Here is a 19562-nt window from a genome sequence, read left to right as displayed (position 1 = left end):
ACGCGACAGCCATCTCGACAAGCGAAACACCTATCACGAAAAGCGAGAATGAGGCGTCGTTGCAGGCGCCTCTTCCCGTGACTTCAGACACATCAGGCCTTGGCAAAGGCGAGCAGGTCGGCGTTAAGCTGGTCCTTGTGCGTATCGGTAATGCCGTGCGGCGCGCCGGCATAGACCTTCAGTTCCGCATGTGGGACGAGCTTCTTCGAAGCCCGCGCGGCCGCATCGATCGGCACGATCTGGTCGTCGTCGCCATGGATGATCAAGGTCGGCACGTCAAACTTCTTCAGGTCCTCGGTAAAGTCGGTCTGCGAGAAGGCGACGATCGAGTCGTAGGTGTTCTTGTGGCCGCCCGTCATGCCCTGCAGCCAGAAACTGTCGATCATGCCTTGAGAGGCGACCGCGCCCGGGCGGTTGAAGCCGAAGAACGGACCCGAGGCGATATCGCGGTAGAGCTTCGAGCGATCCTTGAGGCTTGCCGCCTGCAGCCCGTCGAACACCTCCTTCGGCAGGCCGCCGGGGTTCTTGTCGGTCTTGACCATCAGCGGCGGCACTGCCGAGATCAAACCGGCCTTGGCGACACGGCCCGTGCCGTGACGGCCGATATAACGGCTGATCTCGCCGCCGCCGGTGGAAAAGCCGGCAAGGAAGATGTCCTTCAGATCCAGCGCGTTGATCAGATCGGCAAGGTCGTCGGCGTAGTGATCCATGTCGTTGCCGTCCCAGGGCTGCGACGAGCGGCCGTGGCCGCGGCGGTCATGGGTGATGACGCGGAAGCCATTGGCGGCGAGGTGGAAGGCCTGCGCTTCCCAGCTGTCCGACGACAGCGGCCAGCCGTGGCTGAGCACGACGACCGGGCCATCCTTTGGACCCCAGTCCTTGTAGTAGATCTCGACACCATCGCGGGTGGTAATGCGGCTGCCCGAAATCCCCCCACCTTGCGAACCGGCGCTCGACTGGTTGTTGCTTGCCGCTGACGCGTCGGCGGCCTTAGCCGGGCTGTTGGCGGCCGATAGGGCTGCAGCGGTCGCCGCAGCGCCGAAAGCGGCCGAGAGGACATCACGGCGGGAGATGCTGCTGGTTTCGGTCTTGCTGACTGCCTTGCTCATGGAAACGCTCCTTCTTGCCTGCGGTCATGCCGCGCTGCCGGTAAATAACTAGCGATTAAATCGTGCGCGATATATTCGCATTTAAATCGCCATCGATTAGATCGTGCACAACTCTTTATATTGTGATCGCACACCTGTCAATGCCTTGCGATTATATCGCGAACGATTTATTTTAAGGAAATGACAGGAGAGAACGATGACTGGCACCGAACTCAAAGATGACGATGCGATGCTGACGCTCGATAGTTTCCTCTGCTTTGCAGTCTATTCCGCAAACCACGCCTTGACGCGCATCTACAAGCCTCTGCTGGAGGAACTCGACCTCACCTACCCGCAATATCTCGTGATGGTGCTGCTGTGGGAAAAGGACGACCAGACCGTCGGCAGCCTCGGCGAACGGCTCTTCCTGGAATCGAGCACACTCACCCCGATGCTGAAACGCCTCGAAGCGGCCGGCTACATCGCCCGCGTGCGGGATAAGACGGACGAGCGGCAGGTCCGGGTACAATTGACCGACATGGGCAAGGCACTGCGCCGGAAGGCGGTCGATGTGCCGCGCGGCCTCACGGAGGCAACAAAACTCGGCGCCGATGATCTCGAGCGGTTGCGCGCCGAAGTCTCGTCACTGCGAGACACCTTGCTGAAATAGCCAATCGCTGCGCCAAAGCCCCATCGCTTAGATGAGCATCCTTCCGCTTCCAGCAGTTCCACTTGAAAGCGTTATGCTCTCGGCCTCGCCAAAAAGAAAAGCCCGGCGATCGCTCGCCGGGCGCAACAGATCGGACGCAAGGTCCGAAATCAGAACTACTCGTTCTGGAAGTAGGTGTACTTGCCGTCGTCGCCCTTCTTCCAGGTGTACATGACGTAGTCCGGGCGGGTGATGTCGCCCTTTTCGTCATAGCCGAGCTCGCCGATCGCGGTCTTGAACGGACCCTTGGCCTTGATCGCTTCGGCAACAGCCTGCGCATCGGTCGTGCCGCCAGCCTTCGCAGCTTCTGCGATGACCTGGAGAGCGGCGTAGGAATAGAGCGTATAGGCTTCCGGCTCGAAGCCGGCAGCACGGAACTTCTCGACGAGTTCCTTGGAAGCGGGGTTCTTGCGCGGATCCGGCGCGAAGGTCATCAGCGTGCCGTCGACGGCGTCGCCGGCGATCGAGGCCAGTTCGTTCGAAACGATACCGTCACCCGACATCATCGTTGCCTTCAGGCCCTGGTCCTTCATCTGGCGCATGATCAGGCCGGCCTCGGTGTGCAGACCGCCCCAGTAGACGACCGAAACGCCGGCTTCCTTCATCTTGGCGATCAGTGCGGAGAAGTCCTTGTCGCCGATATTGACACCTTCATAGAGGGCTTCGGTGAGGCCGGCTTCGTTCATCGACTTCTTGGTTTCATCGGCAAGGCCCTGACCATAGGGGGTCTTGTCGTGAATGACGGCGATCTTCGCGTCCTTGAAGTTGGCGGCAAGGTAGGCACCGGCTACTGCGCCCTGCTGGTCGTCACGGCCGCAGGTGCGGAACGTGTTCCACATACCGCGCTCGGTGAACTGCGGGTTGGTCGCAGACGGCGTGATCTCCAGGATGCCGTTTTCGGCATAGACTTCCGATGCCGGGATCGACACACCGGAGTTGAAGTGACCAACGACGAACTTCACACCGTCAGCGACGAACTTGTTGGCGACCGAGATGCCCTGCTTCGGGTCCGAAACGTCGTCGCCGAGCACAAGCTTGATCTGTTCCCCGTTGATACCGCCAGCGGCGTTGATGTCGGCAGCGGCCTGTTCGGCACCTTTCTGGAGCTGCGCACCGAAGGCGGCGTTCGGGCCAGTCAGCGGGCCGGCGACACCAACGAGAATATCAGCCCAGGCGGTGCCGCTGAAGGCGACCATCGCCGTCAGCGCAACGGCCGACAGAAGAGATTTTTTCATTCTTGTTACTCCCAAATATTCGAGCGGGTCTCGTTATCAACCTGCGCAATGCCCACCATAGTTGCGCCGGTGTTTCCTTCGCACCGGCCGCGGCGGACCGGCACGCGCTGTTCCCTTTATTTGGTCTTCCAGGAGAAAGGTGAAGCCTTCTCGTAGAGCCAATAGTAGATTTTGGTCATTTGCTTGGTCCGGTAGTACCGGAAAGCTACGGTAGCAAACAACAAAAGCACGATCGTGTCCACGATATAGTATTGCAGGCTGAACATCGTGCCGCCGAAGAGGGCGTGATGGATGAAACGGATCGCCAGCCCGAGCAACGCCACGTAGAGCAGCAGCCGCGGAACGTTATGCCAACTTTCGGCCACGCTCTTGCCCGTGCGCCAGGCGGTCCAGCCGCCAAGCACGCAGCTTATGAAAAGAAACTGCCAGATCGACGCTTCTTCGTAGAGAATTCCCTGCATGTCACTTGCTCCAGATGCGGCCGATCAATGACGGCCGCCTTCGAGATAGGCCGCGCGCACTTCCGGATTGGCGAGCAGATCCCTGCCGCTGCCGCTCATCGTCACCCGTCCGTTGACCATCACATAGCCGCGGTCCGAAAGCTTGAGCGCGCCGAAGGCGTTCTGCTCGACGAGGAAGACGGTCAGGCCTTCCTCCTTGTTGAGTTTCTTGATCGCTTCGAAGATGCCCTTGACGATCAGCGGCGCAAGACCAAGCGACGGCTCGTCGAGAAGCAACAGCTTCGGCCGGGCCATCAGCGCGCGGCCGATCGAGAGCATCTGCTGCTCGCCGCCTGACAGCGTGCCGCCGCGCTGCGCCTTACGCTCCTTGAGCCGGGGAAAGAGCCTGAAGATCTTTTCCACGTCCTCGTCGAAATGCTTCAGGTTGTCGAGGCTCGCCCCCATCTGCAGGTTTTCGAAAACCGTCATGCGCGGGAAGATGCGCCGTCCCTCCGGCGACTGGGCAATCCTCATACGCGCGATTTCGTGGGTCGGCAGGCGCGTGATGTCATGGCCGTCGAACATCACCGTGCCGGTGCGCGCCTGCGGGCTGCCGCAGATCGTCATCATCAATGTCGACTTGCCCGCGCCGTTGGCACCGATCAGCGAAACGATTTCTCCGCGATGGACCTCGACATCGACGCCGCTCAGCGCCCGAATGTTGCCGTAGTAGGTTTCGACGGCTTTCACTTGCAGCAGCGGCGCAGTCATTGCTTGGTGCCTCCCTGCCCGCCTTCGATTTCCTCGATTTGTTCGATCACCTGTTCAACCTCTTCATCCTCGACACCCAGATAGGCCGCGATGACCCTTGGATCGTTCTTCACGAAATCCGGGGTGCCGTCGGAGATCTTCTGCCCATATTCGAGCACGACGACATGGTCCGATATCTCCATGACCACGGACATGTCATGCTCGATCAGCAGGATGGAGGTGCCGGTGTCGCTGCGGATGCCCTGCAACAGTTCATTGAGGGCATGCGATTCGCGCGGATTGAGGCCAGCCGCAGGCTCATCGAGGCACAGCAACTCCGGTCCCGTGCACATGGCACGAGCAATCTCCAACCGCCGCTGCGCGCCGTAAGGCAAGTCCCCGGCCGGGTCGTCTGCCCGGTCGATCAGCGATGCCTTTTCGAGCCAATGCTTGGCGAGTTCAGTCGCCTCCCTGGAGGCCTGCCGGTAGGCAGGAAATCCAAGGAGCCCGAGCACGGTATAGCCCGACGCCAGCATTAGTTTGTTGTGCTGCGCGACCAGTAGGTTCTCGAGCACGGTCATGCCGGAGAACATCCGGATGTTCTGGAACGTACGCGCCACCTTTGCATGCTTGGTGATCTCGAAGTCCGGCAGCCGCTCGAGGAGATACTCCTTTCCGGACTTCTGCTTCATCGTGATCATACCCATCGTCGGCTTGTAGAAGCCGGTGATGCAGTTGAATACCGTCGTCTTACCTGCCCCGTTCGGGCCGATCAGCGCGGTGATGTCGCCGCGATAGGCCTCGAAAGAGAAGTCGTTGATGGCCATCAGACCGCCGAAGCGCATCGACAGGTGCTCAACCTTGAGAATGGGATCTTGTGTCATTGTCATCGTCGTGGTCTCGAGGGCCATCAGCCATGCCCTTCCTTGGTAAAGCTGCCGGAGACGGCCTTGCGTTCGCGCAGGAACGCGGTCGGTTCACGCGATCCAACGAAGCCGCGCGGCTTCCAGACCATGACGACGACCATGGCCAGGCCAAAGATCAGCATGCGGTAGAGTTCCGGCGTGAAGTTCGGTCCGAAGACGGCCTTCAGGAAGTCAAGCTCACGCAGAATTTCGGTACCGCCGATCATGACGATCGCTGCGATCGCAATGCCCGTCAGCGACCCCATGCCGCCGAGGACGACGATCGCGAGGATCACTGCGGATTCGAGGAACACGAAGGATTCGGGCGACACGAAGCCCTGGCGTACTGCGAAGAAGGACCCGGCGATGCCGCCGAACATGGCGCCCATGGCGAAAGCCGTCAGCTTGGTGGTAACCGTGTTGATGCCAAGCGACTTGCAAGCGATCTCATCTTCGCGCAGCGCTTCCCAGGCGCGCCCGATCGGCATCCGACGCATGCGGATCGTCACGAAAGCCGTGATCAAGCAAAGACCGAGGATCAGGTAGAATAGGAAGATCTTGTAGTAGACCGACGAGATCGGCAGCCCCATCAATGCGGCAAAGCCATCCTTGGAGGCATCGAACTTGATGCCGAACAGCGTTGCCTTGGCAATGCCGGACACGCCGAACGTACCTTTGGTGACCTCGGTCCAGTTGATCAGGACAAGACGGATGATTTCGCCGAAGGCAAGCGTGACGATCGCCAGATAGTCTCCGCGCAGACGAAGCACCGGGAAGCCGAGGACCACGCCCCAGCAGGCGGCGAGGAGGCCGGCCACCGGCAACAACACCCAGAAGGACAGGCCCAGATAGGTGGAGAGCAGCGCGTAGGAATAGGCACCGACTGCGTAGAAAGCGACGTAACCGAGGTCCAGCAGGCCGGCGAGGCCGACGACGATGTTCAGGCCCCAGGCGAGCATCACATAGATCAGGATCTGGATGCCGAAATTGTCCACCCATTTCAGAGAGCCCTGAACACCGGTTAGCGCGACGATGACCGGCGGATAAAGGATCAAGGCAAGTATCGCAATCGTCGAGAAATTGCGGCTGAAGAAGCTTTCCTCCTTGGCAACTTCCGGCGCCGCCGCTTTGGCAGCCTTTCGCTGGGCAAGCCGCGGCTGGACATAGGCGACCATGAGGAAGCGGCCAACCATGGCGATGATCACGAAGATCGCCAGCAGGCCCCAACGTTGTGTCAGGATCAGCTCGTTGCGGATGTTCTGGTCGGTCTTGAGGCCGACGAACAGCACGAACAGTCCGAGCGTGATGAGGCCCGCGAAGACAGACTCGCGCAGGGCCCGCGCCGTCACCTCAGTGCCGGCGCTTGCAGTTGTAGAAGCAATGTTTGCCATTGAATTATACCTTCTCGACTTCCGGTCGTCCGAGAATACCCGACGGCTTGAAGATCAGAACGATTGCGAGAATGGAGAATGTCGCAACGTCCTTGTAGTCGATGGTGAAATAGGCCGACCACAGGGACTCGATCAGGCCGATCAGAAGTCCGCCCAAAACAGCGCCCGGCAGCGAGCCAATGCCTCCGAGAACGGCGGCGGTGAATGCCTTGACCCCGGGAACGAAGCCGTCGGTAAAAACGACCACGCCGTAATACATCAGGTACATGGTTCCCGCGACAGCAGCGAGTGCCGCACCCATGATGAAGGTCACCGAGATCGTACGATCGACGTCGACGCCGAGCAGAGCCGCCATCTTGCGATCCTGCTCGGTGGCGCGCTGTGCACGACCAAGCGGCGTCCTGTTGACGATGTACCAGAAGACGGAAAGCAGGATCGCCGTGATGATGATGATGATGATCTGCTTCAGCGAAATGGAGATGCCGAAAACCTCATAGACGGACGAGACGAGCGGCGGGATCGGCTTGTTGCGCGGTCCCTGCGTCACCTGGATGAAGTTCGACAACACGATCGACATGCCGATTGCGGTGATCAGCGGCGCCAGCCGGAATGACCCGCGAAGTGGCCGGTAGGCCACCTTCTCGATCGTCCAGTTCCACAGCGACGCCGCGAGCATAGCCACGACCATCATAAGCAAAAGCGCAAGTACAACCGGCACGCCTGCTATAAATGAGGTGAGAAGCAGAAAGACAATCAAAGCGGCGAAACCGCCAAGCATGAAGATATCGCCGTGGGCGAAGTTGATCATGCCAATGATGCCGTAGACCATGGTATAACCAATTGCGATCATACCATAAATAGACCCAAGAGTCAGCCCGTTGACGAGCTGCTGGACGAAATACTCCATCAATCTTCCCCTGGACCAGATCCTTAAAGGTCCGGTCTCTTGTTTTTTAAGCTCATTGTTGAGCACTGTGTTTGGTCGATTCCATACCTCTTTCAAACGAAAAGGAAAGCTAAAAAACGCGACTTCGCCAAAAACTTCCTCGATAAAATCGATTTGACGCTTTTAGAGCCAGAAAAACCAAAACTTCCGCAGCTTCCGCCCGCAAAATCATCAACTTTAGTCGCAAATGCGCGGGGGATCCGCGTGGCAGCCTGGCCACCGAATGGCCAGGCTGGGCGCTGCTTCGCCGCTCAGGTGCGCATCCGCTGCCCGTTTGCGTCGAACAAGGGATTCGGCTGGAGGCGTGCCGGCAGAATCTCACCCAGGAGTTCGATCGACCAGCCATCGCTGCGATCAGCGATCTCCTTCGGTACGTAACCCATGGCCACCGAAACGCCGCTCGTGTGCGCATAACCGCCCGATGTCACCCATCCGCGCACGACGCCGTCGAGATAGATCGGCTCGTCACCGATGACGTCGGCATCCCTGGCCCCGAGGACGAAGGTCCTGAGACGCAGCGCACCACCGTCCGCCTTCTCCTTCATTGCAGCCACCTTGCCGATAAAGTCCGCGTCCTTGCCGGTCGCGATGAAGCGGCCGAGGCCGGCCTCGACCGGGCCATAGAGCGGACGGTACTCGCGCGCCCAGCTGCCGAAGGATTTCTCGACGCGCAGCGCATTCAGCGCCCTGAGGCCGAACAGCCGGATCCCGGACGCTGCCCCCTTCTCCATCAGCAGCTCGAAGAGATAACGCTGGTATTCGGGCTTCATCCAGATCTCGTAGCCGAGATCGCCGGTGTAGCTCACGCGGCCGACGATCACGGGCGCCATGCCGAGGTCCATCCGGCGGATGTCCAGGAATGGAAAGGCGGCGTCGGAGACGTCGAGATGGGTGAGACCGGCAAGCACGTCGCGCGCCTTCGGTCCGGCGATCGACAGGCCAACCAGTTCCAGCTTCAGCGCCTTCAGCGAAACCGAGCCGTCCTCAGGCAGATGCGCCTCGAACCAGCGCATGTGATAGTCCTCGGCGATGCCGGAGCCGATCAGCAGGAAGTCTTCCTCCCCGAGCTTGGCAAGCGTGAAGTCGCCGATCAGCTTGCCGTCGTCCTTCAGCATCGGCGCCAGCGTCATGCGCCCCACCTGCGGAATACGGCAGGCCAGCAGCCGGTCGAGCCAGGCTTCAGCGCCCTCGCCCGTGATCGCATATTTGGCAAAGCCCGACGTCTCCATCAGGCCGACACCCTCACGCACGGCGCGCGCTTCCGCGCCAACCGTCTCGAAATCCGTCGAGCGCCGCCAGGAGAAGGCGTCCTTCACCCCTTCAGGCGCGAACCACAGCGGCGTTTCGAGGCCATAGGACGCGCCGAAGACCGCTCCGGCCGCCTTCAGCCTGTCGTAGATCGGCGTCGTCAGCAGCGGCCGCGCACCCGGCAGTTCCTCGTTCGGATAGCGGATCGAGAAGCGGCGTGAATAGTTTTCGCGCACCTTGGCATTGGTATAGGCGAGCGTGGCGAAATCGCCGTAGCGGGAAACGTCCATGGCAAAGACGTCGAAGCCGGGGTCGCCATGGATCATCCAGTTGGCGAGCGCCAGGCCGACGCCGCCGCCCTGGCTGAAGCCGGCCATGACGGCGCAGGCCGACCAGAAGTTCCTGAGACCACGCACGGGACCGACCAGCGGGTTGCCGTCAGGCGAGAAGGTGAAGGGGCCGTTGATGATCTTCTTGATGCCGGCCCTATTGAAGGCGGGGAAATGCCGGAACCCGACTTCGAGTTCCGGCGAGATGCGATCGATGTCTTCGGCAAGCAGTTCGTGGCCGAAATCCCAGGGCGTGGAGATCGGCGACCACGGGCGGCAGGCCTTCTCATAGGTGCCCATCAGCATGCCGTTGCGCTCCTGGCGCAAGTAGATCTCGCCGTCGAAATCGACGCAGTGCATCAGTTCCTTGCCGCGCGTCTGATTGAATTCGATGACCTCGGGCATGTCCTCGGTAATGAGATACATGTGCTCCATGGCGAGAACAGGCAGTTCGAGGCCGACCATGCGACCCACTTCGCGCGCCCAGAGACCGGCGGCGTTGACGACATGCTCGGCGACGATCTCGCCCTGGTTGGTGATCACCCGCCAGGAGCCGTCCTCCCGCTGCACCAGGTCCTCGACCTTGGTGTGCAGATAGATCTCGGCGCCGTTCTTCTTCGCCGATTTGGCGTAAGCATGCGTCGTGCCATAGGGATCGAGATGGCCCTCGACCGGATCGAAGACCGCGCCGACGAACTGGTCGGGATCGAGCAGCGGCATCAGGTCGTGCGCTTCCCTGGACGTCAGCAGCTCGGCCTCGAGCCCCATGTAGCGCCCCTTGGCGAGGATCGACTTCATCCAGTCGAAGCGCTCCTTGGTGGCCGCCAGCATCATCCCCGATGTCATGTGCAGGCCGACGTCCTGACCGGAATACTCCTCAATCTCCTTGTAGAGCTCAACCGTATATTTCTGCAGCTTGGCGACGTTCGGGTCACCGTTGATCGTGTGCATGCCGCCGGCCGCATGCCAGGTGGAGCCGGACGTGAGCTCCGACCGTTCGAGCAGGACAACATCGGTCCAGCCGAACTTCGTCAGATGATAGAGCACCGAGCAACCGACGACACCGCCTCCGATAACGACGACCTTGGCATGGCTTTTCATGCGTACACTCCGTCTTTCCATGCTCCGGCGGAGGCATGGCCAAATTGTCAGGAAGAAAATCAAGACCGCTTACCTTCCGGACAGAAGCGCAGGCGGCGAATGGTGGCAGCCTAGTCAGAAAGGCGGCGCCGATAAAGACACGGCTGCGAAGGGCGCTTGTCCATTTCCGCCGTTTGCTGGCGGATCGGCGACCCGATTGCGGCATTTCATGCCGCATTTGTTTTCAGCCTCACGAAAGAGGCTGTTCAGTCTGAAAAAGCGGCGGTGAGATCGAACGCCCGCCCCATCCGCATCAGGTCGTCGAAGAGCGATTCGGCGTAGCTTCGCGGCACGATCAGTTCAAACGTATCCTCGTCCGTCCGGGCGAGATTGACCGGGATGTGGCCGCACAGAACATTGGCACTCCCCCCAAGCGAGAAGGTCGCGGGATGGACGTCGAGGCCGATACCTTTGGCAAGGATGCTGCGCACGTTCGGGCCGGTGAGGCGGAAGACGACGCGCCCGTCGCTTTGGTCGACGACATAGGCGCCCCCGTCGCAGAGCTCTTCGAGGCGACGCACGAGCCCGCTCGGCGCCTCCACCTCGGAGACCACCAGCCATTCCCCGGGGCCTGAGAAACGGAGCGACAGCTCGGGCACCGAAGCAATCGACTGCCGCACTGCCTCCGCCTGCCCGGCACGGGCAAGTACCGTCGCCATCGCACGCCAATGGCCGACCATCAGGTGATCGGCGGCCGCGGGCCTCGGTGCAGAGCGCAGTTTCTGTTCCAGTGCGTGGCGGTTGTTGTAGTCGCGAACCATCGCCGCCTCCTCAGGCCTTCAGCTTTGCGTTTTGCGGATCGACGAAGACCGGATCGCAGACCTCGGCGACGATCTCCTGATCGCGCAGCTTGTCGAAAACGATGACCTTCTCGCCGTACCGCTCACGCCCGGACTTCAGGAAGGCAAGTGCGATGGCATGCCCCAGGACCGGCGAGAAGCCGGCCGAGCTTACCCAACCCTGATCGTTCAGCGTCGAGGGCTTCGTACCTTCCTTCAGGAGATGGGCGCCGGCGCGCATGTCCTTGTCGGCATCGACGGGCTTCAGCCCGACGAGCTGCATGCGATCGGCGGCCGTCAGCCCGTAGCGCGTCGACAGCCGCTTGCCGATGAAGTCGACTTTCTGCATCGACAGCATGCGGCCAAGGCCGGCGTCGTCGGGTGTCACGCGACCGTCGAATTCGGCATGCGTCAGCAGTCCCTTCTCGAGCCGCAGCACATTGAGCGCCTCGACGCCATAGGCGCAGATATCGTGGGGCCGGCCGGCCTCCATGATCTGGTCCGCCACCGCTTCGCCGTTGCCGGCCGGCACGGCCAGTTCGAAGGCGAGTTCCCCGGAGAAGGAGATGCGGAAGAGCCGCGCGGCCACGCCGCTTTTCAGAACAATCTTCCGGGCGGAAAGGAACGGAAATGCGCCGTCGGAAATGTCGCCGTCGACAATCTGCTGCAACACCGCGCGTGCCTTCGGGCCGGCGATCGCCATCTGCGCCCATTGGTCGGTCGACGAGGTGAAACGGACTTCGAGTTCCGGCCAGAGCGCCTGGGCGCAATATTCCATGTGCGCCATGACCGGGCCGGCCATCGCCGTCGTCGTGGTGACGAAGAAATGCGCCTCGTCGAACCGGCTCACCGTGCCGTCGTCGAAGACGAACCCGTCCTCGCGCAGCATCAGGCCATAGCGCGCCTTGCCGACCGGCAGCTTCAAGACCGGGTTGCAGTAGAGCCGGTTGAGGAACTCCGCGGCGTCGGGGCCGAAAACCTCGATCTTGCCGAGCGTCGAGACGTCGCAGAGGCCGACATTGGCTCGCACGTTCAGCACTTCGCGATCGACGCTTTCGCGCCAGGTCTTCTCGCCGGCGCGCGGGAACCACGCCGAGCGATGCCAGAGCCCCGCCTCGACGAAGGTCGCACCGTTTTTCATCGCCCAGCCATGCAGCGGTGACTTCCGTGCCGGCGCCGCGTGTTCGTCGCGTGCCGTCCCGGCAAGCGCACCAAGGGAGACCGGTGTGTAGAAAGGCCGGAAGGTCGTGGTGCCGACCTCCGCCGGGCTGACACCGCGCATGCCCGCGAGAATGCCGACAGCGTTGATGTTGGAAAGCTTGCCCTGGTCGGTCGCCATGCCGTTGGTGGTGTAGCGCTTGGCATGCTCCACATGGCCGAAGCCTTCGCGAAGCGCGAGGCCAAGATCCTTCGCATGCACGTCGTTCTGGAAATCGACGAAGGCCTTCGACTTGGCACCCGGGACATACCAGAGCGCAGTGAAGGAAGAGGCTTCTTCACCGTCAACGACGGGAATCGCGGCCGAGGTGGCGCTGAAACCGAGATCCGCGGCAATCGCTGCGGCCTTGTCCGCACCATCAGACAGACAGCCGGCGAGCGTATAGATACCGTTGGCAGCACCGACGGGGCGCAGACCGCCACCGACATCGGGGGCAGCGAATGCCTTCAACTCCTCCGACCAGACCGGTCTTGCACCCCGCTGGCAGGCAAGATGCACGACCGGGCTCCAGCCGCCGGACATGCCGAGGGCATCGCAGGCGATCAGTTCCTCGAAACCGGAGCGCTCGACGACGATGCCCTTGAGACGCTTGCTGCCCTTGGTATCGACGATGGAGGCCGAACGGATGACCCTGATGCCATCGGGCGCCTGATCGCCGGATTCCGCACGGGCATCGACGATCGCTGCGATCGCGACGCCTTTCGCAGAAAGCGCCCGCGCCGTGCGATAGCCGGCGCTGCCGCTGGTGAAGATCGCGACCGTCTTGCCTGCGCCCACGCCGTAGCGTTCGGCATAGGTGGTCATGGCACCGGCCATCATCACGCCGGGGCGATCATTGCCGCCGAAGACCAGCGGCCGTTCCTCGGCACCGGTTGCGAGCAGCGCGCGCTTGGCAACGATTCGCCAGACGCGCTCGCTCACAAGCTTCGACGACGGCTCGGCGACGTGCTTCTGCACGCGCTCGACGGCGCCGAAGACGTTGTCGTCGTACCAGCCGAAGACAGTTGTGCGCGAAAGCAGTGTGACGTTGGGCAGCGATTGCAGTTCCGCGACCGTGCGGTCGGCGAAGACGGATGCCGGGGCACCGTCGATGGTCTCGCTGGTCGAAAGCAGGGAACCGCCGAGCCGGAAATCCTCGTCTGCAACGATAACGCGGAGGCCGGCGCGGCCGGCAGTCAGCGCCGCCATCAGTCCGGTGGGACCGGCACCGACGACGAGCAGATCGCAGAAAGCCCAGGATTTCTCGTAGCTCTCCGGGTCGCGCTCGAGCACGGCCCGGCCGAGGCCGGCGGCGCGGCGAATGGAGGGCTCGTAGACCCGCTCCCAAAACTGCTTCGGCCACATGAACGTCTTGTAGTAGAAGCCGGCGCCGAGGAAGGGCGACAACACGCCGTTGACTGCCCCGATATCGAAGCCGAGCGACGGCCAACGGTTCTGGCTTCGCGCCGTCAGCCCGCCATAGAGTTCGGCGACGGTCGCCTTGGTGTTCGCATCGGTGCGGGCACCGGAGCCGATGGTGACGAGCGCGTTCGGCTCAGAGGGCCCGGCGCTGACGATGCCGCGCGGCCGATGGTACTTGAAGCTGCGGCCGACGAGCAGCTGGTCGTTGGCAAGCAGAGCCGAGGCCAGCGTATCGCCCGCAAAGCCGCGCAATGGACTGCCGTCGAAGGTGAAGCTCAGCGTTTTGCTGCGATCGATCAGACCGCCGGAGGAGAGACGATAGCCGGTCATCGCTCAACCCTCCGCGCAAACTCGGCGGCATCGACGACGGAATAGACCTCGTGGGTTGCCGTATCACGCTCGACCACCAGGAAGCGGCGACAGCCGGCAACGTGATGCCAGTGCTCGAAGGTCCGGCCGCGCGGGTTGGCGCGCACATAGACATAGTCGTGCCAGGCTTCGTCAGAGTCCATCGGTTCGGGGCGGCCGCGCGAAGCATCGCCGCGGACCGCGAATTCTTCCTTCGGTCGAACCCCGCAATGCGGGCAGGTAATCAGGCTTGCCATTCTCTTCCGTATCCTGAAGCCGACCTCGGCCCCCGTTCATTCCGTACTGCCGGGCGGGCCGGCAAAGTGCTGTCAGTGAAGGTTGGGCTGCGGGCCGGCGCCGGCCTCATCGACGGCATAGCCGCGGGCGAAGCGATCGAGCCTGAGAGCGCGCGCCACCGGATGGGTATCGTTCCTGGCGATCAGATGAGCGAAGCAATAACCGGAGGCCGGCGTCGCCTTGAAGCCGCCATAGCACCAGCCGCAGTTCAGGTAGAGATTGTCGATCGAGGTGCGGTCGATGATCGGTGAACCGTCCATGCTCATGTCCATGACCCCACCCCAGGCGCGCAGCACCCGAACGCGTGACAGGCCGGGGATCATCGTCACCCCCTCCTCCATCACGTGTTCCGCCGTCGCAAGATTGCCGCGCTGAGCATAGGAGGAATAGCCGTCGATCTCGGCGCCGAAGACGAGGCCGCCCTTGTCCGACTGCGAGATGTAGAAGTGGCCGCCGCCATAGACGATCACGTGGTCGATGCAGGGCTTCAGCCCCTCGGTCACGAAGGCCTGAAGCACATGGCTTTCAAGCGGCAGCTTGAGGTCCGCCATCTCGCCGACGCGCGAGGAATTGCCGGCCGCAGCCAGCGCCAGCTTGCCGCAGCCGATGAAGCCTTTGCTCGTTTCGACGCCGGTGACGACGCCGTTTTCTCGGCGGATGCCGGTCACTTCGCAATGTTCGATGATGTCGACGCCATGTCGGTCGGCACCGCGGGCATAGCCCCAGGCGACCGCATCGTGTCTCGCCGTGCCGGCGCGCCGCTGCAACAGCCCACCGAGGATCGGATAACGGGCGTGGTCGTAATTGAGAAAGGGGATCATCTTCTTCAATTGTTCACGCTCGATGAGCTCGGCCGCCACGCCTTCCATCCACATCGCGTTTCCGCGCCGGACATAGGCGTCGCGCTGGGCGTCGCTGTGATAGAGCATGATGACGCCGCGTTGCGACAGCATCACATTGTAGTTGAGGTCCTGCTCCAGCCCTTCCCAAAGCTTCATTGAAAACTCGTAGAAGGGTTCGTTGCCGGGCAGCATGTAGTTGGAGCGCACGATCGTCGTGTTGCGCCCGACATTGCCCGAGCCGAGATAGCCCTTCTCCAGCACCGCGACGTTCTTCACGCCGAATTCCTTGGCGAGGTAGTAGGCGGTCGAAAGACCGTGCCCGCCGCCGCCGACGATGATCACGTCGTAATGCGGTTTCGGCTGGGGCTGGCGCCATTGCGGCTTCCAATTCAGGTTTCCGGAAAGGGCGTTCCTGACGAGCGAGAAGGCGGAATAACGCATGAAGGCATCCAGGTGAGTTGCGTCGGCACATTTGCACAGCCGTGAGGCGGAAGCCAAGACGCAAGCCTGGCGCAGGTGCAAAAAACCGTTCGCTGGCTCATCGTGCACTTCGCTGCGCAGCGGAGTGGATCGATGTTCGTCTCCAATCGAATGCGCCTACCGCCAAAAGCACGGGTACCATCCTGTTCCCGATATGCTATGGGCTTGGTGATGGACGGAAAGTAAGGGCGAATGCTGGAGATACTGCAACAATCGGCGATATCAGCGGGTCGGGCCATTCTCGACATCTACAACGCAGGCCCGGCGGTCACCTACAAGCCGGACTTTTCGCCGGTCACCGACGCCGATGCCTGCGCCGAGCGCATCATCCTGGCGGACCTCGCCCGCGCCTTCCCGGAGGTGCCTGTGGTCGCCGAAGAGGCTGTCGCCGCAGGCTTCGTGCCTGACATCGCCGGCAAATCCTTCTTCCTTGTCGATCCGCTCGACGGCACGAAGGAATTCATCGGCCGGCATGACGACTTTACCGTCAATATCGCGTTGATCGAAAACGGCGCGCCCGTGGCCGGCGTCGTTTACGCACCGGCGCTCGGCATCCTCTATGCGGCGAACCACGGCAAGGCAGTGAAGGCGGTCATCGACGAGACCTTTCGCCTCGACCATGAAACGATCATTGGCTGCCGCAGTTGCGGCGATCGCATGGTGGGTCTGGCCAGCCGTTCGCACAACAGCGCCGAGACGATCGCCTACCTCGCCGAGCACGGCATAGCCGACTACAGAGCGGTCGGCTCGTCCCTCAAGTTCTGCCTTCTCGCCGAGGGGCTCGCCGACGTCTATCCGCGCTTCAGCCGCACGATGGAATGGGACACGGCCGCGGGCGATGCCATCCTCCGGGCGGCTGGCGGCGAAACACTGACGATGGACGGTGCGCCGCTCACCTACGGCAAGCGCAACCAGAAGAACGACAGCGACTTCGCCAACCCCTGGTTCGTTTCGCGTGGCAAGCCGTAAGGACCCCGCCGGGAACCCATCACTCTTGCCGAATTCCGGCCGCGATCAGCTGGCCGAGCGTCCTCTCGTTGAACGGCTTGTCTATCCGCGGGACGTCCCGCAGATGCCCTGGGAAAAGCTCCATGTCGCTGTAGCCGCTGGTGAACCCAAACGGCATGCCGCGTGCAAGCATCGCATCGGCAACGCCGAAGCTCGTATGGTTATCGAGACGGACGTCGAGGATTGCAAAGTCAAAGCTCTGTCGAGACAGGATCTCCATCGCCTGGTCCGCATTCGCCGCGATCGTCACCTCGGCAATACCGAGCGACGTCAGGATTTCTTCGGCATCCGATGCAATGAGGAAATTGTCTTCGAGAACAAGAACGGTCCGGACCTGCGGCGGAACTTCGTCCATCCAGCTTACTCCACCTTTTGCGCGCACCGACAGGGCATTTGCGCCGATAAGAGCAAGCTATAGGCGCCTCGAGGCGGCCCGGCATTTAAATAAGACATGTAGCGTCGATTGGGGCCAAGCGCGGACAACCGACCGGTACTGACGTTCAACACCGGTACGCGGATCACGATCGCAAGCGATCGCTGTTTCGCGGCTTTCTCAAGATAGAACGGGAGCAGGAGAATGAAGCAGACAGCCTCCGTGCTTAAACCGAAGGTCAAGGACGAAGAATTCGACATCGGCCTGACCAGGGCCTACCGTCAGCAGATGGCAGCGGCACTGTCCGACATCCTTGCCGATACCTACAAGCTGGTGATCAAGAGCCACATCTACCATTGGAATGTGGTCGGCCCATTGTTCAAGCCGCTGCACGAATTGACGGAAGAGCACTACAACACGCTCTTTCAGGCGACTGACGTGATTGCCGAGCGGATACGTGCACTGGGTCACCTCGCCCCAGCCAAACTCACCGAGGCGGCGGCATTTGCCCCGAGCGGCGGCTCCGTCAACCACGCGAGCGCGGCCGACATGGTGGCCGACCTGATTGCCGATCACGAGGCGGCCGTGCGCCGCATGCGCGATGCCGGCACCAAGGCGGACGAGAACGACGACCTTGTCACCACGGACATGCTGACCGATCGCCTCAACTTCCACGAAAAGGCGCTTTGGATGCTGCGAGCGATCGTCGCAGCCTGATCCTATCGGGGTCCGGCATCGATGCGGCGACGTTCGCCGCATCGGAAAGGAAAGGATACGGCGCCCTTCAACGGCATTTCAGATGAAGGGCCGCTTGGGTTCATTCAACCCTTCCCAGCCCGAAATCGCAAGCAATCCATCGATATCGCGGACATTGCAGCCCTTGTCCGCCCAGCGGATCAGGTCGCGCTCGGCAAGCTTCTTCAACGTCTTGTTGGTATGGACGATCGAAAGACCCAGCGTATCGGCCACATGCTGCTGCGTGACCGGAATGGCGACGCGACTGCTGCTGAAAAGGTCGAGTGCCTTTGCACGCTGGTAGAGAAAGGCAAGCAGGTAGGCGGCCCGTTCCAGCGCCGAGCGGCGACCGATGCTCAGGAGGTTCTCATCCAGAATGCGCTCCTCGCGCGCCGCGATCCAGGTGAGGTCATAGGCGAGTTCGGGATAGTTGGCGAACAGGCGGTTCAGCTTGCCGCGCTCGAAAACGCAAAGGGTCACCGGCGACAGCGCTTCAATCGAATGCTGCATCTCCCCCATCAGGCTGCCCTGCAGGCCGATCAGATCACCCGGCATCACATAATTCAGGATCTGGCGGCGTCCGTCATCGAGCATCTTGTAGCGAAAGCCCCAGCCGGAAAGCACCGTGAAGAGGTGGGCGCTGTGCGCGCCTTCAACGAGGATGGTTGCGCCGCCATCGACTGCGAGTTCACCGGTCTTGAATTGCGACACAAAGGCGAGTTCTTCATTTGTGAAGGCGCGAAAATGGTCGAGCTTCCGCAATGGACAGCTTTCGCAAGGTGTGCGTTTTTCGTTTCGAGTTGCAGTTCCGTTCATCGTTCCATCCGCGAAAATGCCTTCGGCCACGCGTTCAATGCAAAACTGCAAGTAGCGCCGGAGCTGCCCGGGACAAGGGACGGCCTTGAAAACACATGGTTTTCAGGAGCCTCTTGCCGAGACGCCAATGGACAGGCCGTCCTTGGCGCCCTATCTCTTGCATTCGATCCCACCGCTGGAGCTTCCGCCATGCTGCACCCCGCCTTCGCCCCCAACAATGTTGCCGTCGTCACCGGCGCCGCCTCCGGCATTGGATTGGCAGCATCGCGCCATTTCGCCTCGCTCGGCCTGCGCGTCGTGCTCGCCGACCTCGCAGGCGAGAGATTGGACAAAGCGGCCGCCGAGGTCGCTGCCGTCGCGCCGGCGGGTGCGCAGCACGTCGTTGCGGTCCCGACTGATGTCTCGCGCCTCGAAGATCTGGAAGCGCTCGAACGCGAGACGCGTCGACGGTTCGGCGAGGTGCACGTACTCATGAACAATGCCGGTATCCAGCCCGGCAGCGACATACTCGGTGCGTTGGCAGCCTGGGAGGCGACGATCGGCGTCAATCTCTGGGGTGTCATCAATGGTGCCCGCACCTTCGCGCCGGGCATGGTCGCCCATGGCAAGGCGGCGGTCATCATCAACACCGGCTCGAAGCAGGGCATCACCACGCCGCCGGGCGACCCGGCCTACAATGTCTCGAAGGCGGGTGTGAAGGTCTTCACCGAAGCGCTGGAACACGAGTTGCGCAACACCGCCGGCAGCCAGGTTCACGCCCACCTCCTGATCCCCGGCTTCGTCTATACGTCGCTGACGGCCCATGGCCGCACCGAGAAGCCCGCCGGCGCCTGGACGGCCGAGCAGACCGTCGACTTCATGATGGAAAGTCTCGCCCGCGGCGATTTCTATATCCTCTGCCCCGACAACGACGTCGCCCGCGCCACCGATGAGCGACGCATTCTCTGGGCTGCCGGCGACATCGTCGAGAACCGGCCGCCGCTGTCTCGCTGGCATCCGAAGTACGGGGAAGCGTTCAAGGCGTTCCTCGAAAAGGATCGCGACTGATCCCCGGACGTAAACACAGCGTTCGCCGCAGCGCTT

The 19562-nt window shown here is 61.9% G+C and carries 18 protein-coding genes; 4 read left to right on the top strand and 14 right to left on the bottom strand.

What is annotated here, in order from left to right; genetic code table 11:
* Nucleotides 1-92: 92 nt before the first annotated feature.
* Entirely contained in the window at nt 93-1109 is a 1017-nt protein-coding gene (locus ACTJKM_RS18460; protein WP_058326465.1) for an alpha/beta fold hydrolase, read from the bottom strand.
* A 196-nt stretch (nt 1110-1305) separates the two neighbouring features.
* On the opposite strand from ACTJKM_RS18460, the gene ACTJKM_RS18455 reads away from it, so the two are divergent.
* Nucleotides 1306-1758 carry a MarR family winged helix-turn-helix transcriptional regulator gene (locus ACTJKM_RS18455; RefSeq protein ID WP_057249027.1) on the top strand — a complete coding sequence of 151 codons (453 nt, stop codon included), beginning with the start codon at nt 1306-1308 and terminating at the stop codon, nt 1756-1758.
* Nucleotides 1759-1913: 155 nt separating this feature from the next.
* On the opposite strand, the gene ACTJKM_RS18450 is transcribed toward ACTJKM_RS18455, so the two are convergent.
* From ACTJKM_RS18450 to ACTJKM_RS18400, 11 genes are all read right to left on the bottom strand, one after another.
* Nucleotides 1914-3032, bottom strand: coding sequence for a branched-chain amino acid ABC transporter substrate-binding protein (locus ACTJKM_RS18450; RefSeq protein ID WP_058320754.1), 1119 nt, complete (start codon nt 3030-3032; stop codon nt 1914-1916).
* Between the two features lie 116 nt (nt 3033-3148).
* Nucleotides 3149-3493, bottom strand: coding sequence for a DUF6867 family protein (locus tag ACTJKM_RS18445; RefSeq protein ID WP_057249025.1), 345 nt, complete (start codon nt 3491-3493; stop codon nt 3149-3151).
* Nucleotides 3494-3517: 24 nt separating this feature from the next.
* Entirely contained in the window at nt 3518-4243 is a 726-nt protein-coding gene (locus ACTJKM_RS18440; protein ID WP_057249024.1) for an ABC transporter ATP-binding protein, read from the bottom strand.
* A complete protein-coding gene (locus tag ACTJKM_RS18435; RefSeq protein WP_057249023.1) occupies nt 4240-5133 on the bottom strand; it encodes an ABC transporter ATP-binding protein in 894 nt (297 codons plus the stop codon). The genes ACTJKM_RS18440 and ACTJKM_RS18435 overlap by 4 nt, the downstream gene beginning before the upstream one ends.
* Nucleotides 5133-6518: a high-affinity branched-chain amino acid ABC transporter permease LivM gene (livM, locus tag ACTJKM_RS18430; RefSeq protein ID WP_057249022.1), complete on the bottom strand. Its 1386-nt coding sequence runs from the start codon at nt 6516-6518 to the stop codon at nt 5133-5135. The genes ACTJKM_RS18435 and livM overlap by 1 nt, the downstream gene beginning before the upstream one ends.
* A gap of 4 nt (nt 6519-6522) precedes the next feature.
* Complete coding sequence (locus tag ACTJKM_RS18425) at nt 6523-7425, bottom strand: branched-chain amino acid ABC transporter permease (RefSeq protein ID WP_053248038.1); 903 nt, start codon at nt 7423-7425, stop codon at nt 6523-6525.
* 290 nt (nt 7426-7715) lie between these two features.
* On the bottom strand, nt 7716-10142 hold the full coding sequence (locus tag ACTJKM_RS18420; protein WP_440637790.1) for a GcvT family protein: 2427 nt from the start codon (nt 10140-10142) through the stop codon (nt 7716-7718).
* A 245-nt stretch (nt 10143-10387) separates the two neighbouring features.
* Nucleotides 10388-10942: a sarcosine oxidase subunit gamma gene (locus tag ACTJKM_RS18415; protein WP_057249020.1), complete on the bottom strand. Its 555-nt coding sequence runs from the start codon at nt 10940-10942 to the stop codon at nt 10388-10390.
* A gap of 10 nt (nt 10943-10952) precedes the next feature.
* Nucleotides 10953-13910, bottom strand: coding sequence for a sarcosine oxidase subunit alpha family protein (locus tag ACTJKM_RS18410; protein WP_058326468.1), 2958 nt, complete (start codon nt 13908-13910; stop codon nt 10953-10955).
* Nucleotides 13907-14185 (bottom strand): sarcosine oxidase subunit delta, encoded by a 279-nt coding sequence (locus ACTJKM_RS18405; RefSeq protein WP_058326469.1) that lies wholly within the window; start codon nt 14183-14185, stop codon nt 13907-13909. Before ACTJKM_RS18405 ends, ACTJKM_RS18410 begins: the two co-directional genes overlap by 4 nt.
* A gap of 72 nt (nt 14186-14257) precedes the next feature.
* Entirely contained in the window at nt 14258-15508 is a 1251-nt protein-coding gene (locus ACTJKM_RS18400; RefSeq protein ID WP_058326470.1) for a sarcosine oxidase subunit beta family protein, read from the bottom strand.
* A gap of 231 nt (nt 15509-15739) precedes the next feature.
* On the opposite strand from ACTJKM_RS18400, the gene cysQ reads away from it, so the two are divergent.
* Nucleotides 15740-16516 carry a 3'(2'),5'-bisphosphate nucleotidase CysQ gene (cysQ, locus tag ACTJKM_RS18395; RefSeq protein WP_058320750.1) on the top strand — a complete coding sequence of 259 codons (777 nt, stop codon included), beginning with the start codon at nt 15740-15742 and terminating at the stop codon, nt 16514-16516.
* Nucleotides 16517-16535: 19 nt separating this feature from the next.
* Here the strand turns inward: cysQ and ACTJKM_RS18390 are convergent, their stop codons facing one another.
* Nucleotides 16536-16910: a response regulator gene (locus tag ACTJKM_RS18390; RefSeq protein WP_058320749.1), complete on the bottom strand. Its 375-nt coding sequence runs from the start codon at nt 16908-16910 to the stop codon at nt 16536-16538.
* A 222-nt stretch (nt 16911-17132) separates the two neighbouring features.
* On the opposite strand from ACTJKM_RS18390, the gene ACTJKM_RS18385 reads away from it, so the two are divergent.
* Nucleotides 17133-17645, top strand: a complete 513-nt coding sequence (locus tag ACTJKM_RS18385; protein ID WP_058320748.1) for a Dps family protein — start codon at nt 17133-17135, stop codon at nt 17643-17645.
* Between the two features lie 78 nt (nt 17646-17723).
* Here the strand turns inward: ACTJKM_RS18385 and ACTJKM_RS18380 are convergent, their stop codons facing one another.
* On the bottom strand, nt 17724-18479 hold the full coding sequence (locus ACTJKM_RS18380; protein WP_057249124.1) for a Crp/Fnr family transcriptional regulator: 756 nt from the start codon (nt 18477-18479) through the stop codon (nt 17724-17726).
* 189 nt (nt 18480-18668) lie between these two features.
* Between ACTJKM_RS18380 and ACTJKM_RS18375 the strand changes: the two genes are divergently transcribed.
* The gene (locus tag ACTJKM_RS18375) at nt 18669-19526 is read left to right on the top strand and encodes an SDR family NAD(P)-dependent oxidoreductase (protein ID WP_058320747.1); all 858 of its coding nucleotides are present in this window, start codon (nt 18669-18671) and stop codon (nt 19524-19526) included.
* Nucleotides 19527-19562: the final 36 nt, after the last annotated feature.

It is taken from the genome of Ensifer sp. 22460, from assembly GCF_052044935.1.
Taxonomy (GTDB): Bacteria; Pseudomonadota; Alphaproteobacteria; order Rhizobiales; family Rhizobiaceae; genus Ensifer.
Note: the sequence above shows the minus strand (reverse complement) of the source record. Positions and strands in the feature narration are given on the sequence as shown.

Coding starts and splice junctions, on each gene's coding strand:
- ACTJKM_RS18460 (WP_058326465.1), bottom strand. CDS start 1,109: ATGAGCAAGGCAGTCAGCAAGACCGAAACCAGCAGCATCTCCCGCCGT.
- ACTJKM_RS18455 (WP_057249027.1), top strand. CDS start 1,306: ATGACTGGCACCGAACTCAAAGATGACGATGCGATGCTGACGCTCGAT.
- ACTJKM_RS18450 (WP_058320754.1), bottom strand. CDS start 3,032: ATGAAAAAATCTCTTCTGTCGGCCGTTGCGCTGACGGCGATGGTCGCC.
- ACTJKM_RS18445 (WP_057249025.1), bottom strand. CDS start 3,493: ATGCAGGGAATTCTCTACGAAGAAGCGTCGATCTGGCAGTTTCTTTTC.
- ACTJKM_RS18440 (WP_057249024.1), bottom strand. CDS start 4,243: ATGACTGCGCCGCTGCTGCAAGTGAAAGCCGTCGAAACCTACTACGGC.
- ACTJKM_RS18435 (WP_057249023.1), bottom strand. CDS start 5,133: ATGGCCCTCGAGACCACGACGATGACAATGACACAAGATCCCATTCTC.
- livM (WP_057249022.1), bottom strand. CDS start 6,518: ATGGCAAACATTGCTTCTACAACTGCAAGCGCCGGCACTGAGGTGACG.
- ACTJKM_RS18425 (WP_053248038.1), bottom strand. CDS start 7,425: ATGGAGTATTTCGTCCAGCAGCTCGTCAACGGGCTGACTCTTGGGTCT.
- ACTJKM_RS18420 (WP_440637790.1), bottom strand. CDS start 10,142: ATGAAAAGCCATGCCAAGGTCGTCGTTATCGGAGGCGGTGTCGTCGGT.
- ACTJKM_RS18415 (WP_057249020.1), bottom strand. CDS start 10,942: ATGGTTCGCGACTACAACAACCGCCACGCACTGGAACAGAAACTGCGC.
- ACTJKM_RS18410 (WP_058326468.1), bottom strand. CDS start 13,910: ATGACCGGCTATCGTCTCTCCTCCGGCGGTCTGATCGATCGCAGCAAA.
- ACTJKM_RS18405 (WP_058326469.1), bottom strand. CDS start 14,185: ATGGCAAGCCTGATTACCTGCCCGCATTGCGGGGTTCGACCGAAGGAA.
- ACTJKM_RS18400 (WP_058326470.1), bottom strand. CDS start 15,508: ATGCGTTATTCCGCCTTCTCGCTCGTCAGGAACGCCCTTTCCGGAAAC.
- cysQ (WP_058320750.1), top strand. CDS start 15,740: ATGCTGGAGATACTGCAACAATCGGCGATATCAGCGGGTCGGGCCATT.
- ACTJKM_RS18390 (WP_058320749.1), bottom strand. CDS start 16,910: ATGGACGAAGTTCCGCCGCAGGTCCGGACCGTTCTTGTTCTCGAAGAC.
- ACTJKM_RS18385 (WP_058320748.1), top strand. CDS start 17,133: ATGAAGCAGACAGCCTCCGTGCTTAAACCGAAGGTCAAGGACGAAGAA.
- ACTJKM_RS18380 (WP_057249124.1), bottom strand. CDS start 18,479: ATGAACGGAACTGCAACTCGAAACGAAAAACGCACACCTTGCGAAAGC.
- ACTJKM_RS18375 (WP_058320747.1), top strand. CDS start 18,669: ATGCTGCACCCCGCCTTCGCCCCCAACAATGTTGCCGTCGTCACCGGC.